Origin of the sequence: Paraburkholderia sp. RL17-368-BIF-A (assembly GCF_046054045.1) — a bacterium.
In the GTDB taxonomy this organism is placed as follows: domain Bacteria; phylum Pseudomonadota; class Gammaproteobacteria; order Burkholderiales; family Burkholderiaceae; genus Paraburkholderia; species Paraburkholderia graminis.
The window spans coordinates 1-20,307 of sequence record NZ_JARESN010000018.1 but is presented as its reverse complement, the minus strand read 5'-3'; the positions used below and the strand labels follow the sequence as shown (position 1 = coordinate 20,307).

Below are 20,307 nucleotides of genomic sequence, written 5' to 3'. Positions count from 1 at the left end.
CATGCAGGAGCCAGCGATGTTGACAGCGCAAGTTTCCGCGCGATTGCCGACTTAACAGCCACAGGGTACACAGGGCAGGTTCCTGTGGCCGCTGTGGCTTTTGCTTTTGTCATCTATGAAAAAGGGGTTACCGTGAGCCGCCGTCGTGTTGTTGTTACAGGCCTGGGGCTGATTTCGCCTGTTGGCAATAATGTTGCCGACGGCTGGGCCAATCTGGTCGCCGGCAAGTCGGGTATTGCCAATATCACGAAGTTCGACGCTACGAACTTCTCGACTCGTTTCGCCGGCGAGGTGAAGGGCTTCAATATCGAGGACTACATCCCCGGTAAGGAAGCGCGCCACATGGACACGTTCATCCATTACGGCGTGGCTGCCGGCATCCAGGCGATGCAGGACAGCGGCCTTGAAGTCACCGACGAGAATTCGGAGCGTATCGGCGTCGTGGTCGGCTCGGGCATCGGCGGTCTGCCGATGATCGAAGTCACGCAGACCGAGCTGCTCAATCGCGGCCCGCGCCGCATTTCGCCGTTCTTCGTGCCGGCGTCGATCATCAACATGATCTCGGGTCATCTGTCGATCAAGTTCGGCATCAAGGGTCCGAATCTGGCGATCGTCACCGCGTGTACGACGGGTCTGCACTGTATCGGCGAGGCTTCGCGCCTGATCGAATACGGCGACGCCGACGTGATGATCGCGGGCGGCGCTGAATCGACCGTGTCGCCGCTCGGTATCGGCGGCTTCGCGGCGGCGCGCGCGCTGTCGCAGCGCAATGACGATCCGGCAACGGCGAGCCGTCCGTGGGACAAGGACCGCGACGGTTTCGTGCTCGGTGAAGGCGCCGGCGTGATGGTGCTGGAAGAGTATGAACACGCGAAGGCGCGCGGCGCGAAGATCTACGCGGAAGTCGGCGGCTATGGGATGAGCGGCGACGCGTATCACATGACCGCACCGCTCGAAGACGGCGACGGCGCACGCCGCTGCATGCTCGCGGCCATGAAGAACGCGGCCATCAACGCGGATCAGGTGAATTACCTGAACGCGCATGGCACGTCCACGCCGCTCGGCGATCTGGCTGAAACCACCGGCATCAAGCGCGCATTCGGCGACCACGCCAGGAACATCGTCGTGAATTCGACGAAGTCGATGACGGGTCACCTGCTCGGCGGCGCCGGCGGTCTCGAGTCCGTGTTCACTGTGCTCGCCGTGCATCATCAGGTGTCGCCGCCCACGATCAACATCTTCAACCAGGACCCCGAGTGCGACCTGGACTACTGCGCCAATACCGCGCGGGAGATGAAGATCGACGTCGCGCTGAAGAACTCGTTCGGGTTCGGCGGCACGAACGGCACGCTCGTGTTCAAACGCGCCTGACGCTCGTAGCCGGGTGACGCACCAGTCGACGGCGCCGGCCTCGCCGGCGCTTTGCCCTGAAACAACGGCTATGTCCGAAAGAGCGCCGCAGCTAATTGCGCTGCGGCGCTCTTTCGCGATGCGCGTTGCGTCGGCTGCTTTTGTAGCGACGGCGTCGGCGGCGGTTTATCGCTGCGTGTCGCCGTGGCTCGGCGCGTGGCAGGCGGTTCCGTTGACGCTTGCCGTGTTCGCGCTCCTCGCGCTTTGCGCGCTGAGGCACGACCGGGCGCAACCTGTGGCTCTGCAGATCGGCCGCGAGAATCTCATTGCGTGGGGGCGGGCCGGTATCCTGCTCGCACAAGGCCGCATAGCGGGCTGCGCGCACTGGGGCGACCGTTTGCTGGTGCTCATCCTGAAGCCGGACGAGGGTGGCCGGCAAACGCTGCTGGTTCCCGCCGACACCGTCCCGCCAGCGGTCTTTCGCGAGTTGGCGGTGCGCGCCCGGCGCCGCGCCGGCGCGTGACTGTTACGACTGTAACCGCTGTTACCGCGCGGCATGACCTCCGTAACGTGCCTCGCCGAGGGGGACGCTACAATGGTGCCCCCGTCATGCGCCCTCAAGTTAACGGATTTATCAGGTGAGCGAAAAAGAAATTGATCAGGTGCTGGTCGAGCGCGTCCAGAAGGGCGACAAGGCCGCGTTCGAGCTTCTGGTCTCCAAATACCACCGCAAGATTCTCCGGCTGATTTCGCGCCTCGTGCGCGATCCCGCCGAAGTCGAAGACGTTGCACAAGACGCTTTCATCAAGGCGTACCGGGCGTTGCCGCAATTTCGCGGGGAATCCGCGTTTTATACGTGGTTGTACCGGATTGCGGTCAACACCGCGAAGAACTACCTTGCGACCCAGGGCCGGCGCGCACCCACATCGACCGAAGCAGATGCTGAAGAAGCTGAAACTTTCTCGGACGCCGACCAACTAAGGGATATCAACACGCCTGAGTCGATGTTGATGAGCAAGCAGATCGCTGAGACGGTCAATGCTGCGATGGCGGTTTTACCGGAAGAGCTGCGTACCGCCATTACTCTTCGTGAAATTGAAGGTTTGAGCTACGAGGAAATCGCTGAGATGATGGGCTGCCCAATCGGCACCGTCAGATCGCGAATTTTCCGCGCTCGCGAAGCCATTGCGGCAAAATTGCGTCCGTTGCTTGACACACCCGAAGGCAAGCGCTGGTAAGTCACTAGCGCGCCGAACGGGGCTCGGGTGCAATATCTGGATTAGTGGTGTCACTACGGGGTTTTCGTAAGATGGGGAGCATCATGGGGTCGGTCTCGATGCAATCGCAAGCCAGTTCGCGCGGCGAGCGTCTGTCAGCTTTTGTCGACGGCGAGCTGTTCGGTGAAGAGCATCTGAATGTGGACAAGTTTGTGTCCGAGCTGGACGGCGAAGATCGCGCCGCATGGTCCAGCTATCACCTGATCGGCGACGCATTGCGTTCCGACGATCTGGCGGTCGGTTCCGCGGCTAGCAACGCGTTCCTGAGCGGATTCGCTGCGCGCTTCGAAAGCGAGCCGCATCTGCTCGCGCCATCCGCTCAGCCGGTTACGCGCCGTCTGCTGGCGCTGCGTCGCCGCGTGGTGCCGGCTTTCGCAGTCGCTGCCGCGGCCGCCACGCTGACGTGGATCGTCGTGCCGCAACTGCAGGGCGTGCCGGGCGGCCCCGGCGCGACGCAGGTCGCCTCGGTGTCCTCGCATGGCGATGCGCTGCAAAAGGTCGCGATGGCGTCCGTGCCCTCGGCGAATGTGATGCCGGTCGCGCAAGACGCCAACATCATTCGCGACGCGAGTCTCGACCAGTATCTGGAAGCACATCAGCAATTCGCGCAGCAACCGGTCATGCCGGGTTCCATGCCGCTGATCCGCGCTGCCGCCGTTTCCACGCAAGGCCAATAGTTTGATGCAGACTCCGCGGTTCAATAAAACGACTATCTGGGGGCGGCTGCCGGCATTTCTCTTCTGCGCAGCCGTATTGTTGTCCGCGACACCGGGGGTCTTTGCACAAACCGACGATCCGCTCGTCGCCCGCCGCACGGCCGCCGATCTCCTCGATCGCATTCACCAGGCCGCGCAGCAGCAGAACTACGAGGGCGCGTTCGTTTATCAGCGCGGCAACTTCGTTCAAACGTCGCGCATCGCCCATTACGCGACCCGTGCCGACGGCGAATTCGAGCAACTTGAAAGCCTCGACGGCAAGCCGCGCAAGATGCTGCGTCATAACGACGAGCTCTACACGTTCGTGCCGGAACGCCACTTGTGCGTCGTTGAAAAACGCCAGAACAAAGACTCGTTCCCCGCGTTGCTGGCTGTGAGCGGCGAACAGGTTCTGTCCGTGTATGAGCCGAAACTGCTCGGCGACGATCGCGTTGCCGGCGTCGAAAGTCAGGTGATCGAACTCGATCCGAAAGACGCGTACCGCTTCGCTTACAAACTGTGGGCCGACAAGAAGACCGGCTTGCTATTGCGTGCGCAGACGCTCGACCCGAACGGCCAGGTGCTCGAACAACTGTCGTTCTCCCAGATTCGCATCGGCGTGCCCGTCGACAAGACTGGCATTGTCAACGGCATTCGCAATACCGCCGGCTGGACCGTGGTGCGCCCGCCCATTGAACCGGTGGATATGGCTGCACAAGGCTGGCAGTTCGGGGCCTCGGTGCCGGGCTTTCGCAAGATCCGCGAATTGCGTCGTCCGATGGCGGCGCGCGAGGCGGGCCAGCCGACCATTCCGGTCGACCAGGCCGTGTTCTCGGATGGTCTAGCCGCGGTCTCGGTGTTCATCGAGCCGGTTGAGAACAACACGCGCAAGGAAGGCGCGGGCAGCAGCGGCGCGACGCACGTGCTGGTGAAGCGGCGCGGCGATTTCTGGATTACCCTGCTCGGCGAAGTGCCCCAGGCCACGTTGCAGCAATTTGCCTCTGCCATAGAATACAAGGCTCCGAAGTAATTCTCCGACTCCTGAATCCCTCGGCTTCCTACGATATGACGACTTTCTCGGTGCGCAAATTCCTCGCGGCCGCGGTGGTGGCGGCATGTTTGCCGTTCGCACCGCACACGGCGTCGGCCGCTTCCGCCGCCAATCTGCCCGACTTCACCGACCTTGTCGACAAGGTCGGTCCGGCGGTCGTCAACATTCGCACGACCACGCGCGCGACGAGCAGCGGCCCGCGCGGCGCGTTGCCGCCGGGTATGGACGACGGCGACATGTCGGAGTTCTTCCGGCGCTTTTTCGGCATTCCGATGCCGCAGTCGCCGCAATCTCCAGGCGCGCCGCGCGGCGGCGATAACGGTGGCAGCGGCGGAAGTGGCGGCGGTCAGGACACGCCCGACAGCAACGACCCCGAACAGAACAGCGGCGTCGGCTCGGGCTTCATCCTGTCGGCTGACGGCTACGTGATGACGAACGCGCACGTCATCGACGACGCGGACACCATCTACGTCACGCTGACCGACAAGCGCGAGTTCAAGGCGAAGCTCATCGGCGTGGACGATCGCACCGACGTCGCAGTCGTGAAGATCAGCGCCGCTAATCTGCCGACCATCACCATCGGCGATTCGAACAAGGTTCGCGTGGGCGAGTGGGTCGTCGCGATCGGTTCGCCGTTCGGCCTCGAAAACACGGTGACGGCCGGCATCGTCAGCGCGAAGGGGCGCGACACCGGCGACTATCTGCCGTTCATCCAGACCGACGTGGCCGTCAATCCGGGCAACTCGGGCGGGCCGCTCATCAACATGCAGGGCGAGGTGATCGGCATCAACTCGCAGATCTACAGCCGGACCGGCGGTTTCATGGGCATTTCGTTCGCGATTCCGATCGACGAAGCGATGCGCGTCGCCGATCAGCTCAAGGCGTCGGGCAAGGTCGTGCGCGGCCGGATCGCCGTGGCAATCGGCGAAGTGACCAAAGACGTTGCCGATTCGCTCGGCTTGCCGAAGGCGCAGGGCGCGCTCGTCAGCAGTGTCGAGCCGGGCGGCCCGGCGGACAAGGCCGGTGTGCAGCCGGGCGACATCATCCTGAAGTTCAACGGCCATTCGGTCGATACGGCGACTGACCTGCCGCGCATGGTCGGCGACACGAAGCCGGGCACGAAGGCCACCATCACCGTGTGGCGCAAGGGCCAGACGCGCGATCTGCCGGTCACCATCGCCGAAATGCAGCCGGACAAGACCGCCAAGGCCGACCAGAAGAAGCCGCAGCCGCCGAAGCAGCGCGCCACGAACGTCCTGGGCGTGGCCGTCAGCGACATTCCGGCCGATCAGTTGCGCGCGCTCAAACTGCGCAACGGCGTGCAGATCGACGCAGTCGACGGTCCCGCTGCGCGAGTCGGCTTGCAGAAGGGCGACATCATTTTGCGCGTCGGCGATACCGACATCACGAGCGCGAAGCAGTTCGACGAACTGAGCTCGCACCTGGATTCGCAAAAGATGGTCGCGCTGCTGGTTCGCCGCGGCGAGAACACGCAGTTCGTGCCGATTCGTCCGCGCGGCGTTCAGAAATGACGGAGAGGGCGCCGCTCACGCTCTACGGGCGCGCGTGGTGCCATCTGTGCGACGACATGCGCGCCGCGCTCGAGCCCTTGCTGGCCGAGTTCGGCGCGCAGGTCGAAGTTGTCGACGTCGACAGCGACCCGTTGCTCGAAGCCCGCTACAACGAACTTGTGCCGGTTTTGCTGTGCGACGGCGTCGAGCTGTGTCATTACCATCTGGACGAATCGCGGGTGCGCGCTGCGCTCATGGCGCGCGCTAAGGCCGCATCGGCGGCCACACGTTGAGAGCGGCCGCGCTCTCGTCATCAGGCGCTGGCACGCGCTTTCAGCTCTGGCGGCGGTCGAATCGCGCGTGCTGCGCCGTTCGTCTCGCCGTCCCACCCTCGCAAGATCCGCCGGGCACCTGCCTTTTCGGCTAAAATAGACAGGTTTTTCACCTACTTACAAGGCGTGCTCCGCTATTGTCCGAGCGCGCCTTTTTTGCTTGATCGGCACTGAATGGATCATATTCGTAACTTCTCGATCATTGCGCACATCGACCACGGCAAGTCGACGCTTGCCGATCGCATCATCCAGATTTGCGGCGGCTTGTCCGACCGCGAGATGGAAGCCCAGGTGCTCGACTCGATGGACCTCGAGCGCGAGCGCGGCATCACCATCAAGGCGCAAACCGCGGCGCTGGCGTATCGCGCGCGCGACGGCAAGGTCTACAACCTCAACATGATCGACACGCCGGGCCACGTCGACTTCTCGTACGAAGTCAGCCGCTCGCTGTCCGCGTGCGAAGGCGCGCTGCTGGTTGTCGACGCGAGCCAGGGCGTCGAGGCGCAAACGGTCGCGAACTGCTACACGGCAATCGAACTCGGCGTCGACGTCATTCCGGTGCTCAACAAGATCGATTTGCCGGCCGCCAATCCCGAGAACGCGATCGCCGAAATCGAAGATGTGATCGGCATCGACGCAACCGACGCCACGCATTGCAGCGCGAAGACCGGCCAGGGCGTCGAAGACGTGCTCGAAGCGCTGATCGCGAAGGTGCCGCCGCCGAAGGGCGATCCTGAAGCGCCGCTGCAGGCGTTGATCATCGACTCGTGGTTCGACAACTACGTCGGCGTCGTCATGCTGGTGCGTATCGTCAACGGCACGCTGCGTCCGAAAGACAGAATTCGCATGATGGCTACCGGCGCCCAATATCCGGTCGAGCATGTCGGCGTGTTCACGCCGAAGTCGAAGAATCTGGAATCGCTGTCGGCGGGGCAGGTGGGCTTCATCATCGCGGGCATCAAGGAATTGGCCGCGGCGAAAGTGGGCGATACGGTCACGCTGCTGAATCGTCCGGCTGCTGAGCCGCTGCCGGGCTTCAAGGAAGTGAAGCCGCAGGTGTTCGCCGGTCTCTATCCGGTCGAAGCAAACCAGTACGACGCGCTGCGCGACTCGCTCGAAAAGCTGAAGCTCAACGACGCGTCGCTGCAATACGAGCCGGAAGTTTCGCAAGCGCTTGGCTTCGGTTTCCGCTGCGGCTTCCTGGGGCTGCTGCATATGGAGATCGTGCAGGAACGTCTTGAGCGCGAGTTCGATATGGACCTGATCACCACGGCGCCCACGGTGGTCTACGAAGTCGTGCAACGCGACGGCACGACCATCATGGTCGAGAATCCGGCCAAGATGCCGGAGCCGTCGAAGATCGAGGAAGTGCGCGAGCCGATCGTCACCGTGAATCTGTACATGCCGCAAGACTACGTCGGCCCGGTGATCACGTTGTGCACGCAAAAGCGCGGCACGCAGATCAACATGCAATATCACGGCCGCCAGGTGCAGCTGACCTACGAAATTCCGATGGGCGAAGTCGTGCTCGACTTCTTCGATCGCCTGAAGTCCATTTCGCGCGGCTATGCGTCGATGGATTACGAGTTCAAGGAATACCGCGCATCGGATGTCGTGAAGGTCGACATGCTGATCAACGGCGACAAGGTGGACGCGCTGTCGGTCATCGTGCACCGTTCGCAAAGCCAGTATCGCGGCCGCGAAGTCGCGGCGAAAATGCGCGAGCTTATTCCGCGGCAAATGTACGACGTGGCGGTTCAGGCCACCATCGGCTCGAACATCATCGCGCGTGAAAACATTAAAGCGTTGCGTAAGAACGTGCTGGCAAAATGCTACGGCGGCGACATTTCTCGTAAAAAGAAGCTGCTGGAAAAGCAGAAGGCAGGCAAGAAGCGAATGAAGCAAGTGGGGTCCGTCGAGATTCCGCAAGAGGCTTTCCTCGCCATCCTGCGTGTCGAAGACAAATAAGACGAACAACGGAACCCTATGAATTTTGCGCTGATTCTTTTTGTGCTCGTCGTTTTGACGGGCGTCGCATGGGTCGCAGACAAACTGGTGTTTATGCCGCAACGGCGGCGCGCGGCAGATGCCGTGGTCGCCGAGTTCGACCGTCAGCAGGAACGCGTGGGCGAGCGTTTCGCCGACGAAAACGCCGCTCAAACGCGCGCGCGTCTGCGTGACGACAAGCTGCGCCAGCCCTGGTGGCTCGAGTATTCGGCGAGCTTTTTCCCCGTCATTCTGGTGGTTTTCGTGGTGCGCTCGTTCGTTGTCGAGCCGTTCAAGATTCCGTCCGGTTCGATGGTGCCGACGCTGCTGGTGGGCGATTTCATCCTCGTCAATAAATTCGATTACGGCCTGCGTCTGCCGATCGTCAATACGAAAATCACCGAAGGCCGTCCGCTTCAGCGCGGCGACGTGGTCGTGTTCCGCTACCCGAAAGACGAGTCGGTCGACTACATCAAGCGCGTGATCGGCTTGCCCGGCGACACCGTTGCCTATCAGGACAAGCAGCTGACCATCAACGGCAAGCCGGTGCCCGAAACGCCGCTGCCCGATTATCTCGACGAAGAGCGTCTCGGCTATGCGAAGCAGTTCGAAGAAAATCTCGACGGTCGCAAGAACGCGATTCTGAACAATCCCGCGGTGCCGCCGTTTATCGTGGGCGCCGAAGATTATCCGTATCGCGATAACTGCAGCTACAACGCGCGCGGCGTGATCTGCAAGGTGCCGCCGGGCAATTACTTCATGATGGGCGATAACCGCGATAACAGTGCGGACAGCCGCTATTGGGGCTTTGCGCCGGACAAGAATATCGTCGGCCGCGCGTTTTTTATCTGGATGAACTTCAGCAATCTCAAGCGCATCGGTTCGTTCCAGTGAGCGATCACGCGCGATCCCTGTAAGTGGCAACGTGCTATCACGCCACTTTAAGAAAGTCCGGTAACGTCGCTTCACCACGCTTTTTCCGCTGGCCGTACCGCGTTTTCGCCCGGTACGGCGCCCGCGTTATACTCTGCCCATGCCCTCATCTCCGTTGGAAAGCCGTCTGCGCTATGAATTTCGCAATGCGGAATTGTTGCGCCAGGCTTTAACGCACCGCAGTCACAGTTCCACGCATAACGAACGGCTCGAATTTCTTGGCGACTCCGTTCTGAACTGCGCGGTGGCTGCGCTTTTGTTCCAACGTTTCGGCAAGCTAGACGAAGGCGATTTGTCGCGCGTCCGTGCAAATCTGGTCAAGCAGCAATCGCTGTACGAAATCGCTCAGGCCCTGAATATTTCCGAAGGTCTTCGCCTCGGCGAGGGCGAACTGCGCAGCGGCGGCTTCCGTCGGCCGTCGATTCTCGCCGATACGCTCGAAGCCGTGCTGGGCGCGGTGTTCCTCGACGGCGGCTTTGACGCCGCGCAGACGGTCATCAAACGTCTTTACGTGCCGATTCTCGATCATATCGACCCGCGCACGCTCGGCAAGGACGCCAAGACGCTCCTTCAGGAATATCTGCAGGGACACAAGATTGCGTTGCCGACGTACACCGTCGTCGCCACGCATGGTGCGGCGCACAACCAGCAGTTCGAAGTCGAATGCACCGTGCCGAAGCTGGACGTGAAGGTGTCCGGCTCGGGCGCGAGCCGCCGCGCGGCAGAGCAAGCCGCGGCGAAGAAGGCGCTCGACGAAGTCATGGCCGCGGCGCCGGCTGTCGTCTCCAAGTCGAAGCGGTCGAAGGGCGCGCGCGCGGCGAAAAAGGCCGAGGCTGAGATTGTGCCGGGCGTGACTGGCGTGCAGGCAGCGCTGGATTTGCGCAGTCCCGACCGCAAGAACGAACGCGCGGCAGCGCGCGGCGAAATGCGGACGGCGCCGGCCGCTGAACCGATACCGGAACGCACGGCGATCGCGGTGGCGGCCGTCGCTGCGCCGCTCGCGGTGATTCGCGCCGCGCATGTCGAGTACAGCGCGCCGGAGAAGCTGGAGCGCGCGGACAGGGTCGAAAGGGGCGAAAAGGCGGATAAAGCCGACAAGCTAGACAAGCCCGCCGCCGAACCGAAGATGGCCGAAGCGAAGCCCGCCGAAGCCAGGCCCACCGACCCAAAACCCGCCGAACCCGCCGCCCGCACAACCGACAAGCCGCACCGCACTCGCGACGCCGCGGCTAGTGCGGCGGCCAGTGCAGCGACCAATGCGGCGGCCAGCTCCGCATCGCCCGCAACGAACGCGGCGGCGCCCACCGAACACGAACCCGGCGTAGCCGACGCGGTACAAACGCGCGTCGCCGACGCGGGCCATTGATTGCCCCGGCGCGCGACTTCTGCGCGTCCCCGAACCTGCCGTAGCCCGAATATGAACGCTCCCACTCCCACTGGTTTTCGCTGCGGCATGGTCGCGATCGTCGGCCGTCCGAACGTCGGCAAATCGACGCTGATGAACGCGCTGGTCGGCCAGAAAGTCAGCATCACGTCGCGCAAGGCGCAGACTACGCGCCATCGCATCACCGGCATTCACACGCTCGAAGACGTCCAGTACATTTTCGTCGACACACCCGGCTTTCAGACCAAGCACAGCGGCGCGCTGAACCGTTCGCTGAACCGCGCGGTGACGTCCACGCTGACTTCCGTCGATGCGATCCTGTTCGTGATCGAAGCCGGCCGTTTCGGCCCGGACGACCAGAAGGTGCTCGACCTGATTCCGCCGTCGGTGCCCACGCTGCTGATCGCGAACAAGCTCGATCGCGTGTCGGATAAGGATTCGCTGTTCCCGTTCATGCAGCAGATGAGCGCGCTGCGTCCGTTCAACGAGATCGTGCCGCTGTCGGCCAAGAACCCCGACGACATCAAGCGTCTGATGGCGACCATCAAACCGTATCTGCCGGAAGGCGCGCCGATCTACGGCGAAGACGATCTCACCGATCGCAGCGAACGCTTTCTGGCGGCCGAAATCCTGCGTGAAAAAGTGTTTCGCTGGACCGGCGACGAACTGCCGTACACGAGCACCGTGCTGATCGACAAGTTCGAAACCGAAGGGCGCCTGCGCCGAATCTTCGCGACGATTCTCGTCGAACGCGATACGCACAAGGCAATGATCATCGGCCAGAAAGGCGCGAAGCTGAAGCAGATCAGCACCGAGGCGCGCCTTGACATGGAAAGGCTGTTCGACGGCCCGATATATCTCGAAACCTTCATCAAGGTGAAGAGCGGCTGGGCCGACAACGAAGCAGGACTTCGTGCGTATGGGTACGAATGACGCGTGGGTCACGCTGAATTCCGGCACCGACCCGGACGACTCCGAGTCGGCCGAGCCGTCGCGCGGCCGCGCGAAGTCCACGCGCGCTAGCCGCCAAACTTCCACCAGAAAGACCTCCAGCGCCGATGCCGGCGCTGCCGGCGACGAGCCGCGCAAGACGCCGGCTCGCAAGTCGTCGCGCTCGGGCTCCGCTTCCGAATACCGGATCGCCGAGCAGCCCGCATTCGTTCTGCACAGCTATCCGTATCGCGAGACGAGTCTGATCATCGACGTGTTGTCGCGCGATCATGGCCGCCTCGCGCTCGTCGCGAAGGGCGCGAAGCGTCCGCACTCGGCGTTGCGCGGCGTGTTGCAGACGTTCCAGCCGCTCGCGCTGTCGTGGTCGGGCAAGTCGGAAGTGCGCACGCTGACCGGCGCCGAATGGGTCGGCGGCATGTTGCCTTTGACGGGCGACGCGCTCCTGTGCGGCTTCTACGTGAACGAGCTGCTCGTGAAGTTCTGCGCGCGCGAAGATCCGCATCCGCAACTGTTCCATCACTACGTCGTCACGATGACACGCCTCGCGCATGACGAGCCGCCCGTGCAGGTGCTGCGCTCGTTCGAGCGCGTGCTTTTGCGCGAGACCGGTTACGCGATGTCGCTCGATCGGACGGTCACGCGCAAAGCGGTCGATGCCGGCAAACGCTACGTGTTCGACCCCGAGCGCGGCGTGCGCGAAGCCTCCGACGACTTGCCCGCGCAATGGCCCGTGGTCGCGGGCCAAACCTTGCTCGATATGGAACAGGACGATTACCATCGAGCGCAGACCGTGGCGCAAAGCAAAACGCTGATGCGCTTTCTGCTCAATACTTACCTTGGCGGCACGCCGCTCGCGACGCGCCAGATCCTGATCGACTTGCAGAACTTATGAGCTTCTTTCTAACGTCGCCGAATGTGATCGATCTCGGCGTGAATATCGATCACGTCGCCACGCTGCGCAACGCGCGCGGCACGTCGTACCCCGACCCGATCCGCGCCGCGTTGATGGCGGAGGAGGCCGGCGCCGACGCCATCACGTTGCACCTGCGCGAGGACCGCCGCCATATCGTCGACGCCGACGTGCGCGCGCTGCGTCCGCTGCTGAAGACGCGGATGAATCTCGAATGCGCGGTCACGCAGGAAATGCTCGACATCGCTTGCGACGTGCAGCCGCACGACGTCTGCCTCGTGCCGGAAAAGCGCCAGGAGCTGACGACCGAAGGCGGGCTCGACGTGGCCGGCCAGTTCGAGGCCGTGCGCGCTGCATGCAGGCAGCTTGCGGACGCGAACTCGCGCGTGTCGCTTTTCATCGATCCTGACGAGACGCAGATTCGCGCGGCGCACGAAGCGGGCGCGCCGGTGATCGAGCTGCATACCGGCCGCTACGCCGAAGCGCACGATCCCGCGGAACAGCAGCGCGAATACGAGCGCGTGGTCCGCGCGGTCGAATTCGGCGCGACGCTCGGCATCAAGGTCAATGCGGGCCACGGCCTGCACTACACGAACGTCCAGCAGATCGCGGCGATCGACGGCATCGTCGAACTGAACATCGGTCATGCGATCGTCGCGCACGCGATCTTCGCGGGCTGGGACAACGCGGTGCGCGAGATGAAGGCGATCATGGTCGCCGCGCGTCTCGGCGCACGCGCCTGATGCCGTCGCCGGGACGGTCGCGCCTATGACGATCTACGGTATCGGCACGGACATCGTGCAAGTGAGCCGCGTCGCCGCGGTGATGACGCGCACCAACGGCCGCTTTGCCGAGAAGGTGCTCGGCCCCGACGAACTGCGCGTCTATCACGCACGCAATGCGCGGTCCGCGGCGCGCGGGCTCGCGTTTCTGGCCACGCGCTTTTCGGCGAAGGAAGCCTTCTCGAAGGCGATCGGCCTCGGCATGCACTGGCCGATGACATGGCGCGCGCTGCAAACGCTCAACAAGCCGAGCGGCGAGCCGATGGTGGTCGCATCGGGCGAACTCGCCGAATGGCTCGAGGCGCGCGGCATCACCGCGCGCGTCACGATCAGCGACGAGCGCGATTACGCGGTGTCGTTTGTGATCGCGGAAAGCGCTGAGCCGTCATCCCGCGTTGAATAGACACCACTCCGAATGCGGCCGAAACGGCCGCGTCTGTCCTTGCACGCAATCTTCCAACGGAATTCGATGAAAACCATTCCCGGACCGGTGATGCTCGACGTCGTCGGCAAAACGCTGAACGACGACGACAAGCGCCGCCTTGCTCACCCGATGACCGGCGGCGTGATCCTGTTCGCGCGCCACTACGAGAGCCGCGCGCAACTCATCGCGCTGACCGATTCGATCCGCGCGATTCGCGACGATCTGCTGATCGCGGTCGATCACGAAGGCGGCCGCGTGCAACGTTTTCGCACCGACGGTTTCACCGTGCTTCCGGCGATGGGCAAGCTCGGCGCGCTGTGGGACAGCGACGTTCTGCACGCCACCAAGGTCACGACCGCGGTCGGCTATATCCTCGCTTCCGAGCTGCGCGCGTGCGGCGTCGACATGAGCTTCACGCCGGTGCTCGATCTGAACTACGGGCAGTCGCAGGTGATCGGCGATCGCGCGTTTCATAGCGATCCGCGCGTGGTGACGCTGCTTGCCAAGAGCCTCAACCACGGTCTCGCGCTGGCCGGCATGAGCAACTGCGGCAAGCATTTTCCGGGGCACGGTTTTGCCCATGCCGATTCGCACGTCGCGATGCCCGTCGACGATCGTTCGCTCGACGAAATTCTGCGCGACGACGTCGCGCCGTACGATTGGCTCGGTTTGTCGCTGGGCTCGGTGATTCCCGCGCACGTCGTCTATCCGCAAGTCGACTCGAAGCCGGCGGGTTTCTCGCGCGTGTGGCTGCAGGAGATTCTGCGCGGCAAGCTGCGCTTCGAAGGCGCGATTTTCAGCGACGACCTGTCGATGGAAGCCGCGCGGCAGGGCGGCACGCTGACCGAAGGCGCGACCGCGGCGCTGCAGGCCGGCTGCGACATGGTGCTGATCTGCAATCAGCCGGAACAGGCCGAAAAGGTGCTGGACGAGTTGCGCTTCACGCCGTCGAAGGAATCGCAGCAGCGGCTTAAGCGCATGCGCCCGCGCGGCAAGGCGCTCAAGTGGAGCAAGCTGGTCGCGCAGCCGCAGTATCTGCAAGCGCAGACGTTGCTGCGCAGCGCGTTCGCCTGAGCGGCGAGCGGAGGCAACAAGAAAACGGCGCCTTGTTCACAAGGCGCCGTTTTTCATTGCACGTTCGCGCGTGTCAGTTCAGCCGCATCCGCTGCAGCTTGTTATAGAGCGTCTTGGGACTGATACCGAGCAGCGACGCCGCGCGATGACGCGTGCCGCCGACCGCATCGAGCGTCGCGCGAATCAGCATCTCTTCGACATCGGCGAGCGGCGTGCCGACCGTGACCTGCACGCGGCTGCCGTTCAGATCGCGGCCGTTGACGGAGCCCGCTTCGTCGGCGCGCAGCGATTCGAGCACATCGCCCGACGCGAGATAGGCGCGCCGCACGCGGTCCTCCAGCTCACGCACGTTGCCCGGCCATTCGTAGCTCAGACATTCGCGCAGGAAATTCGGCCCGACCTGTTTCGCGACATCCGACGCGCCGCGCGCAGCGGCGTCCTGATTCAGTTCGTCGACGATGGCCTGCGCGATCAGCGCCGGGTCCTCGCCGCGCTCGCGCAACGGCGGCAGCGTCACGGCGGCGGCTTCGAGGCGCAGCGCGAGATCTTCGTGCAGGCTGCCGTCGGCGACCGCGGCGCGCGGCGCCTTGCGCGTCGACGCGATCAGGCGGAAATCGGTCACCACCTGGCTCGTGCCGCCGACGCGCATGAAGGTCTGCGAATCGAGCGCGCGCAGCAGCGCCTCCTGCTGGGCGCGCGGCAACTCCGCGATTTCGTCGATGAAAAGCGTCCCGCCGCTCGCCTGCTCGAAGAGACCAGGCTCGCGCTGCTCCGCGCCGCTGAACGCGCCGCGTTCGTGGCCGAACAGAATGCTGTCCAGCGAACGCAGCGCCGCCGTGCCGCCCGCGCTGCGGCAGTCGAGCGTCACGAAAGGACCTTTGCGGCGCCGGCTCATGTCGTGCATCGTGCGCGCGGCGACCTGCTTGCCGGTGCCGGCTTCGCCTGAAATCAACACGGCCGCTTCAGTCGGCGCGATATGTTCGATGGTGTCGTAGACGTGCTGCATCGCGCCGCTGCGCCCGAGCATCGAGCCGAAGCGACCCAGTTGGCGCAGCGACGTACGCAGCGTCTGAACTTCCTCGGTCAGCTCGTACGGCCGCGGAATGCGCGCGAGCAGACTGCGCAGCCGCGGAATGTTGACGGGCTTCAGCAGATAGTCCCAGATGCCGTGCCGCAAGCCCTCGATCGCGCTTTCGACGGTCGCGTTGCCCGTCATGACGATGACCGGCAACGCGCCGCCTGGCGGATGCGCGGGCAGATGCTGCAACAGGTCGAGCCCGCTGCCGTCCGGGAGATTCAGGTCGACCAGCACGACATCGGGGATGAAGCGTGTGAGCGCGGCCCGTGCCTCGGCGATGGTCGTCGCCGTGTCGACGGAAAAGCCGTCGGCAGCAAGAATGGCGGACAGACCAGACAGGCTATTGGGATCGTCTTCAACAATCAGGGCGTGTGGCATGGCGAGCGCAACTTTTTAAATGAATGGAATATCCGTTGCCGCGCTGCAATTGCTGCGCGTGGCGGGGGCACGATGGCTGGCCGGTACTGTCGGTCGGATGCGTCGCCACGCGCGCAGCCTCAGCCGAGGCGGCGTAGCAGCGGCCTTCCAGTCGGCATGAGCGCGGTATCCGGCGCGCAGGGCGCCGGGCGAAGCGGACGGCGAGTCGACTCACGTAGTTCGGGTCCTTTGCTGTAGCAAAAGGGCGGTTCGCGAAGCACCGATGCACGTCGCGCTGCCCCCGGTCCAAATCCGCCGGCATCCTTGCGGCCACGGCGTGGCCGGCAAGGGCGCCGGTATTTACGTCGGTTCTGCTGTCAAAAATCGCGGTTGCTGTCGAAAAAGCGGCGCACTTCGCGCTCGGCGTCTTCGCGGCTTTTGCCGTAGCGTTCCTGGATCAGCCCGGCGAGACGGTCGGCGCGGCCTTCGGCCTGCGTCAATTCGTCGTCGGTGAGCTCGCCCCACGCCGCCTTGGCTTTGCCAACGAGCTGCTTCCACTTGCCTTCAGCGATGTCGTTGTTCATCTCGCATCTCCGGTCGACAAACATAAGGTAAGTGCTGACTAGCATGACTTGTGCCAATGCGCTTTGATTTGCTAGATCAAGGGCTTACATCGGCGCGGGCGGCAAGATCGGGCAACGCGACCGGCAATTTGGACAAAATTGCCGGTAAAGTTTTCCTCAACGATACTCGGCGGCACAAAAAAGAAAAAGCGCCCATTTGGGCGCTTTCGTATTTTTTCTCAGCGCGCGATGCATTGCGCTGAGATCAGGTTGCCGGCGTTTAGGCGCGGCTGCGGTACTCGTGCGTGCGCGTGTCGATTTCGATCTTGTCGCCGATGTTGCAGAAAAGCGGCACTTGCAGTTCGAAACCGGTGTTCAGCTTAGCGTTCTTGAGCACCTTGCCCGACGACGTGTCGCCCTTGACAGCCGGTTCCGTGTAGATGATTTCGCGAACCAGCGTGGTCGGCAGTTCGACCGAGATGGCCTTCTCGTTGTAGAACACGACTTCGCAAGCCATGCCGTCTTCGAGGTAGTTCATCGCGTCGCCCATCATTTCGGCTTCGACTTCATACTGGTTGTAGTCGGCGTCCATGAACACGTACATCGGGTCGGCGAAGTACGAGTACGTCACTTCCTTGCGCTCCAGCACGACGACGTCGAACTTGTCGTCTGCCTTGTAGACGCTTTCCATGCCTGCGCCGGTCAGCAGATTCTTGAACTTCATCTTGACGACGGCGGAGTTGCGGCCCGATTTGTTGTACTCGGCCTTTTGCACGACCATTGCGTCTGTGCCGATCATCACGACGTTGCCGGTGCGGAGTTCCTGTGCGGTCTTCATAAAACTGTCCTGTACGAAATTAATAGCTTCAACTTGTGCTCAACGGCATACGGCGCAAGCGGCTTCGACGTTTCCTGCGCGTTGCGCCGCGCCGCGACGAGGCGGCATGACGGGAGGCGATGCACGAAGCGTGGTTGGCTTGCCGCGGGATTCACGAGTGGCGCCGCTCGGCAGCATGGTCCTGACGCGGGTTATTCCGACTCTGCCTCGCCTTTGCGACCGTTTTAGGTCGGAAAAGAGCTCGGACGAAACCGGAAACACCAGGATTTTTTGCTGCGATCGGACCGCGCTTGCGTCGTCGGCCGTTGGATAACCGCTTATTTTAACTGAGTTTTTGTGAACAAGGCGAGATTTCCGGCGAGGTCGCCGACTTGCGCCAGCTCGCCGGCCCATTCGAGCGCGCGCCGCCGCAGCGCCGGGTAGTGGCGGCGCAGCGCTGCCCAGTCGGGCGCGCCGGCGCCGTTCCATGCATGCCAGAAGCCGGCGAGCGCAGCGGCGGCATCGGCGGGAAGCGTGCGGGCGTAGTGCGCGAGCGCGGCGTCGAGTTTCGGCAGATGGGCGTCGTCGGCTTGCGGGTAGATGTGCCAGACAAAGGGCTTCGCGGCCCATTGCGCGCGCACGAACGAATCTTCGCCACGCACGAAGTTGACGTCGCTTGCCCACAGCAGCGCGTCGTATCCGGATTGTTCGGTGAATGCGAGGCCGTGCGCGTTCAGCGCGCCGCGTTCTGCGTGCGCGCCCGCGCCGAACGAAGCCAGCCCGAAAAAGCGCGCCAGCGCGCCGGAAATGCGGCCCTCCGGCGCGAGTAGCACGATCGGCTCGTCGCCGTCGCGCCATTGTTCGAGCAGACTGTCGACGGCGGGATTTTCGTAGGCGAACAGCGAGACGACCGTGGCGCCGACCGGCGGCGCGCGGCCCACGGTTTTCCGCCACCACGCGTCGCGCGCAGCGGGCGACGCTTCGAACGCGGCGCGCGCTGCATCCAGATCGTTCTCCTTCAGCACGCCGCCGGTGCCCGGGCCGAGTCCCGGAAAGAAGAACGTCTTGACGAGCGGATAGCGAGGATGCGGCGACGGCCGCAGATGAAAATCCGCGACCCAGTCTTCGGCGCTCAGATATTCGAGGTTGATCCACACGGGCGCGCGCTCGCGCTGCGCCATCGCCGCCACGTAGACGGGCGGCAGCTCGCAGGCAAATGCTTCGATGACGACGTCTGCGATTTCGAGCGTGTCGCCCGCGTGCGCCGGCGTGTGCCAATGCTCCACGACGATCCCGTCCACCGCCTGCCGCGCGCGATCCAGCGCGAGCGACGGGCACAGTCTCTGGAACGCATGCAGATCGTCGACGAAGACGCGCACCTGCCAGCCGTGTTCGCTCGCGAGTTGCCGCGCGAGGCGCCAGCACACGCCGATGTCGCCGAAATTGTCGATCACCGCGCAGAAAATATCGCAGGCGATCGCTACGGGCGTCGCTGCGGGCGATTCGATAGACGAGCCGGCAGACGGGCCGGCAAGCGGCGCAGTGGAGGACATCGCAGGGCTCCGGCGGACGCGGAATGTTCTAAACTGGCGATTCTAAAGCACTCGCACGAAGAAGCACCCGTCGGATTTTCTTGCGCCGGCGCTCATGCGGCGCGCGGCCCACGGCGCGCCGCTTCGCAAGACAGTTCCACCAGCCGATCCTGCATGACCGAACCCGAAGCAAGCATCGAATTCGAGCCCAAGAAAGTGCTCGCCCAGTTGCCGCATCTGCCAGGCGTCTATCGCTATTACGATACGCACGGCGCCGTGCTGTACGTCGGCAAGGCGCGCGACCTGAAAAAGCGCGTGTCGAGCTATTTCACGAAGACGCAACTGTCGCCGCGCATCGCGATGATGGTGACGCGCATCGCGCGCATTGAGACGACCGTGACGCGCTCCGAGGCCGAGGCGCTGCTGCTCGAAAACAATCTGATCAAGGCGCTCGCGCCGCGCTACAACATTCTGTTTCGCGACGACAAGTCGTATCCGTATCTGAAGCTGACCGGTCACAAGTTTCCGCGCATGGCGTATTACCGCGGCTCGGTGGATCGCAAGAACCAGTACTTCGGGCCGTTTCCGAGCGCGTGGGCCGTGCGCGAGAGCATCCAGATCCTGCAGCGCGTGTTCCAGTTGCGTACCTGCGAGGACTCCGTCTTCAACAACCGCACGCGGCCGTGTCTGCTGCATCAGATCGGCCGCTGCACGGCGCCGTGCGTCGGCAACATCAACGAAGAAGACTATGCACGCGACGTCGCCAACGCGTCGCGCTTTCTGCTCGGCCGCCAGGGCGAGGTGATGAAGGAGCTTGAGCAGAAGATGCATGCGTTCGCGAGCGAGCTGAAGTTCGAGCAGGCCGCGGCGGTGCGCAACCAGATGAGTTCGCTGTCGACGGTGCTGCATCAGCAGGCGATCGAGGTCGGCAGCGACAGCGACGTCGATATTCTCGCCGTGGTCGCGCTGGGCGGGCGCGTCTGCGTGAATCTCGCGATGGTGCGCGGCGGCCGGCATCTCGGCGACAAGGCGTATTTCCCTGCGCACGTCGAAAGTGCGTTGACCGCGGACGAGGGCGGGCTGGAAGACGCAGGAGATGAGGGCGCGCTTACTGAGGTTGCGTTGGATGCGGGGTCGTCAGTTGAAGAGAGCGCGGGCAACGAGGCTGGGTCGCTCGATGCGGACGCGCTCGCAATCGCACAGGAGTTGCCGCCTGAAGAAGACGAGGCGGGCGAAGCCGACGCCAACGCCGACGCCGAAGCCGACGCCGAAGCCGACGCCGACGCCGAAGCCGACGCCG

The 20,307-nt window shown here is 63.6% G+C and carries 21 protein-coding genes; 17 read left to right on the top strand and 4 right to left on the bottom strand.

All coding sequences use genetic code 11. From position 1 onward, the window contains the following. The first annotated feature begins 132 nt into the window (after positions 1–132). The 15 genes from fabF to nagZ all read left to right on the top strand — a co-directional run bounded on the left by fabF (position 133) and on the right by nagZ (position 14,660). Positions 133–1,371, top strand: a complete 1,239-nt coding sequence (fabF, locus tag P0D87_RS25560; RefSeq protein WP_029967791.1) for a beta-ketoacyl-ACP synthase II — start codon at positions 133–135, stop codon at positions 1,369–1,371. Between the two features lie 70 nt (positions 1,372–1,441). Further along, positions 1,442–1,873, top strand: a complete 432-nt coding sequence (locus P0D87_RS25555; protein ID WP_494478600.1) for a protein YgfX — start codon at positions 1,442–1,444, stop codon at positions 1,871–1,873. Between the two features lie 115 nt (positions 1,874–1,988). Next, on the top strand, positions 1,989–2,588 hold the full coding sequence (rpoE, locus tag P0D87_RS25550) for an RNA polymerase sigma factor RpoE (protein ID WP_006051939.1): 600 nt from the start codon (positions 1,989–1,991) through the stop codon (positions 2,586–2,588). An 83-nt stretch (positions 2,589–2,671) separates the two neighbouring features. Further along, positions 2,672–3,304, top strand: a complete 633-nt coding sequence (locus P0D87_RS25545; protein ID WP_006051940.1) for a sigma-E factor negative regulatory protein — start codon at positions 2,672–2,674, stop codon at positions 3,302–3,304. 4 nt (positions 3,305–3,308) lie between these two features. Beyond that, entirely contained in the window at positions 3,309–4,352 is a 1,044-nt protein-coding gene (locus tag P0D87_RS25540) for a MucB/RseB C-terminal domain-containing protein (RefSeq protein ID WP_029967788.1), read from the top strand. A gap of 35 nt (positions 4,353–4,387) precedes the next feature. Continuing rightward, positions 4,388–5,905: a DegQ family serine endoprotease gene (locus P0D87_RS25535; RefSeq protein WP_053858554.1), complete on the top strand. Its 1,518-nt coding sequence runs from the start codon at positions 4,388–4,390 to the stop codon at positions 5,903–5,905. Beyond that, positions 5,902–6,177, top strand: coding sequence for a glutaredoxin family protein (locus P0D87_RS25530; RefSeq protein WP_029967786.1), 276 nt, complete (start codon positions 5,902–5,904; stop codon positions 6,175–6,177). Before P0D87_RS25535 ends, P0D87_RS25530 begins: the two co-directional genes overlap by 4 nt. 213 nt (positions 6,178–6,390) lie before the next feature. Further along, positions 6,391–8,184, top strand: a complete 1,794-nt coding sequence (gene lepA, locus P0D87_RS25525; RefSeq protein ID WP_006051944.1) for a translation elongation factor 4 — start codon at positions 6,391–6,393, stop codon at positions 8,182–8,184. Between the two features lie 18 nt (positions 8,185–8,202). Continuing rightward, a complete protein-coding gene (lepB, locus tag P0D87_RS25520; RefSeq protein ID WP_029967785.1) occupies positions 8,203–9,096 on the top strand; it encodes a signal peptidase I in 894 nt (297 codons plus the stop codon). Between the two features lie 139 nt (positions 9,097–9,235). Next, positions 9,236–10,501, top strand: coding sequence for a ribonuclease III (rnc, locus tag P0D87_RS25515; protein ID WP_082367021.1), 1,266 nt, complete (start codon positions 9,236–9,238; stop codon positions 10,499–10,501). Positions 10,502–10,552: 51 nt separating this feature from the next. Continuing rightward, on the top strand, positions 10,553–11,452 hold the full coding sequence (gene era, locus P0D87_RS25510; protein WP_029967782.1) for a GTPase Era: 900 nt from the start codon (positions 10,553–10,555) through the stop codon (positions 11,450–11,452). Beyond that, positions 11,439–12,362 (top strand): DNA repair protein RecO, encoded by a 924-nt coding sequence (recO, locus tag P0D87_RS25505; RefSeq protein WP_053858552.1) that lies wholly within the window; start codon positions 11,439–11,441, stop codon positions 12,360–12,362. The genes era and recO overlap by 14 nt, the downstream gene beginning before the upstream one ends. Next, entirely contained in the window at positions 12,359–13,123 is a 765-nt protein-coding gene (gene pdxJ, locus P0D87_RS25500) for a pyridoxine 5'-phosphate synthase (RefSeq protein WP_006051949.1), read from the top strand. Before recO ends, pdxJ begins: the two co-directional genes overlap by 4 nt. A gap of 25 nt (positions 13,124–13,148) precedes the next feature. Further along, positions 13,149–13,565: a holo-ACP synthase gene (gene acpS, locus P0D87_RS25495; RefSeq protein WP_053858551.1), complete on the top strand. Its 417-nt coding sequence runs from the start codon at positions 13,149–13,151 to the stop codon at positions 13,563–13,565. A gap of 66 nt (positions 13,566–13,631) precedes the next feature. Beyond that, positions 13,632–14,660, top strand: a complete 1,029-nt coding sequence (gene nagZ, locus P0D87_RS25490; RefSeq protein WP_029967778.1) for a beta-N-acetylhexosaminidase — start codon at positions 13,632–13,634, stop codon at positions 14,658–14,660. Positions 14,661–14,733: 73 nt separating this feature from the next. Here the strand turns inward: nagZ and P0D87_RS25485 are convergent, their stop codons facing one another. Both P0D87_RS25485 and P0D87_RS25480 read right to left on the bottom strand, forming a co-directional pair. After that, positions 14,734–16,116, bottom strand: a complete 1,383-nt coding sequence (locus P0D87_RS25485; RefSeq protein WP_006051952.1) for a sigma-54-dependent transcriptional regulator — start codon at positions 16,114–16,116, stop codon at positions 14,734–14,736. A 356-nt stretch (positions 16,117–16,472) separates the two neighbouring features. Beyond that, positions 16,473–16,679 carry a CsbD family protein gene (locus tag P0D87_RS25480; protein WP_029967776.1) on the bottom strand — a complete coding sequence of 69 codons (207 nt, stop codon included), beginning with the start codon at positions 16,677–16,679 and terminating at the stop codon, positions 16,473–16,475. A 56-nt stretch (positions 16,680–16,735) separates the two neighbouring features. Between P0D87_RS25480 and P0D87_RS25475 the strand changes: the two genes are divergently transcribed. Further along, the gene (locus tag P0D87_RS25475; RefSeq protein WP_149029192.1) at positions 16,736–16,921 is read left to right on the top strand and encodes a hypothetical protein; all 186 of its coding nucleotides are present in this window, start codon (positions 16,736–16,738) and stop codon (positions 16,919–16,921) included. A gap of 17 nt (positions 16,922–16,938) precedes the next feature. On the opposite strand, the gene efp is transcribed toward P0D87_RS25475, so the two are convergent. Together efp and earP are read right to left on the bottom strand one after the other, a co-directional pair. Continuing rightward, positions 16,939–17,496, bottom strand: coding sequence for an elongation factor P (gene efp, locus P0D87_RS25470; protein WP_006051954.1), 558 nt, complete (start codon positions 17,494–17,496; stop codon positions 16,939–16,941). 317 nt (positions 17,497–17,813) lie between these two features. Continuing rightward, complete coding sequence (earP, locus tag P0D87_RS25465) at positions 17,814–19,028, bottom strand: elongation factor P maturation arginine rhamnosyltransferase EarP (protein ID WP_053858550.1); 1,215 nt, start codon at positions 19,026–19,028, stop codon at positions 17,814–17,816. Positions 19,029–19,181: 153 nt separating this feature from the next. On the opposite strand from earP, the gene uvrC reads away from it, so the two are divergent. Further along, the coding region (uvrC, locus tag P0D87_RS25460; RefSeq protein WP_408637073.1) for an excinuclease ABC subunit UvrC at positions 19,182–20,307 on the top strand (1,126 nt) is incomplete at its 3' end.

Excerpts from the sequence above, each read along its gene's own strand:
- recO (WP_053858552.1), top strand. The coding sequence starts at position 11,439 with ATGGGTACGAATGACGCGTGGGTCACGCTGAATTCCGGCACCGACCCG.
- P0D87_RS25530 (WP_029967786.1), top strand. The coding sequence starts at position 5,902 with ATGACGGAGAGGGCGCCGCTCACGCTCTACGGGCGCGCGTGGTGCCAT.
- earP (WP_053858550.1), bottom strand. The coding sequence starts at position 19,028 with ATGTCCTCCACTGCGCCGCTTGCCGGCCCGTCTGCCGGCTCGTCTATC.
- lepA (WP_006051944.1), top strand. The coding sequence starts at position 6,391 with ATGGATCATATTCGTAACTTCTCGATCATTGCGCACATCGACCACGGC.
- rnc (WP_082367021.1), top strand. The coding sequence starts at position 9,236 with ATGCCCTCATCTCCGTTGGAAAGCCGTCTGCGCTATGAATTTCGCAAT.
- acpS (WP_053858551.1), top strand. The coding sequence starts at position 13,149 with ATGACGATCTACGGTATCGGCACGGACATCGTGCAAGTGAGCCGCGTC.
- nagZ (WP_029967778.1), top strand. The coding sequence starts at position 13,632 with ATGAAAACCATTCCCGGACCGGTGATGCTCGACGTCGTCGGCAAAACG.
- P0D87_RS25485 (WP_006051952.1), bottom strand. The coding sequence starts at position 16,116 with ATGCCACACGCCCTGATTGTTGAAGACGATCCCAATAGCCTGTCTGGT.
- P0D87_RS25475 (WP_149029192.1), top strand. The coding sequence starts at position 16,736 with ATGCGCTTTGATTTGCTAGATCAAGGGCTTACATCGGCGCGGGCGGCA.
- pdxJ (WP_006051949.1), top strand. The coding sequence starts at position 12,359 with ATGAGCTTCTTTCTAACGTCGCCGAATGTGATCGATCTCGGCGTGAAT.
- P0D87_RS25545 (WP_006051940.1), top strand. The coding sequence starts at position 2,672 with ATGGGGTCGGTCTCGATGCAATCGCAAGCCAGTTCGCGCGGCGAGCGT.
- P0D87_RS25535 (WP_053858554.1), top strand. The coding sequence starts at position 4,388 with ATGACGACTTTCTCGGTGCGCAAATTCCTCGCGGCCGCGGTGGTGGCG.
- lepB (WP_029967785.1), top strand. The coding sequence starts at position 8,203 with ATGAATTTTGCGCTGATTCTTTTTGTGCTCGTCGTTTTGACGGGCGTC.
- era (WP_029967782.1), top strand. The coding sequence starts at position 10,553 with ATGAACGCTCCCACTCCCACTGGTTTTCGCTGCGGCATGGTCGCGATC.
- P0D87_RS25480 (WP_029967776.1), bottom strand. The coding sequence starts at position 16,679 with ATGAACAACGACATCGCTGAAGGCAAGTGGAAGCAGCTCGTTGGCAAA.
- P0D87_RS25555 (WP_494478600.1), top strand. The coding sequence starts at position 1,442 with ATGTCCGAAAGAGCGCCGCAGCTAATTGCGCTGCGGCGCTCTTTCGCG.
- P0D87_RS25540 (WP_029967788.1), top strand. The coding sequence starts at position 3,309 with ATGCAGACTCCGCGGTTCAATAAAACGACTATCTGGGGGCGGCTGCCG.
- efp (WP_006051954.1), bottom strand. The coding sequence starts at position 17,496 with ATGAAGACCGCACAGGAACTCCGCACCGGCAACGTCGTGATGATCGGC.